Below are 1,008 nucleotides of genomic sequence, written 5' to 3'. Positions count from 1 at the left end.
CGGTGCATCGGCCTGTGCCTCGGCCGGAGAGAGCGTACGCAGGGTCAGCTCACCGATCTCCGCGACCAACCCGCCCTCACCGTCGTACAAGGTGATCTCCGCCATGTCCGGCCCGGTCTGGACGGCCTTGACCCGCAGGTGCGTGGCGCCAGTGGCGTACAGGGAGACACTCGTCCATGCGAAGGGGACTCGTATATCGGTGTTGTCGCTGTCGACGAGGAGGGTGTGCAGGGCCGCGTCGAGCAGGGCGGGATGCAGGCCGAAGGCGTCGGGGCCGTGGCCGCCGGTGTGCTCCTGGGGCAGAGTGACCTCGGCATAGCGGACGTGACCGTCACCTCCACGCCACAGACCCGTCAAGCCCTGGAAGCCAGAGCCGTAGGCATAACCGCGTTCGGCCAGTTCCTCATACACACGGGCCAGATCCACGGGCTGCGTACCGGGAGGAGGCCACGCCCCCTGCCAGTCCTCGGCGCCCTGGTCGCGCTGCGGAGCAAGCCGTCCCGCGGCACAACGAGCGTACGGTCGAGTGGGATCGTCATCGGGGCGGGCGTGAACGGCAACAGTGCGTAGACCAGATCCATCGGCTTCGAACGGCTCGACGGTGAGTTGGAGTTGCAGACCGGATGTGCCGGGCAGCTCCAGTGGCGCTTCGAGAGTGAACTCCTCCAACACCGGACAACCCGTCTCATCACCCGCCCGCAACGCCATCTCCACCAACGCCGCCCCCGGAACCAACACCCGACCCCGGACCTCATGCCCCGTCAGCCAACCATGCGAAGAACGCGCCACCCGCCCCGTGAGAACAGTCGTATCCGTCCCCGCGACCGTCACCGCCGCACCCAGCAGACCATGCCCAAAAGCACCCAGCCCCAGACCCTCCGCACCCCCACCCCCACTCGACGACTCCAGCCAAAAACGCCGACGCTGGAACGCATACGTCGGCAGCACCACCCGCCGCCCACCAGCACCCGCGAATACCGCCCGCCAGTCCACACCCGCCCCGGCGGC

Annotated in this window: 1 protein-coding gene; it reads right to left on the bottom strand. The window is 68.4% G+C overall.

Annotation, left to right across the window (positions count from 1 at the left end; all coding sequences use genetic code 11):
* Positions 1-948 (bottom strand): polyketide synthase dehydratase domain-containing protein (locus tag ACWGI2_RS42080; RefSeq protein WP_453701343.1); only part of this gene is annotated, 948 nt, incomplete at its 3' end.
* Positions 949-1,008: the final 60 nt, after the last annotated feature.

The organism is Streptomyces sp. NPDC054866 (assembly GCF_053610745.1).
The sequence above is the reverse complement of the archived record's forward strand: the minus strand, read 5'-3'. Positions and strand labels throughout refer to the sequence as shown.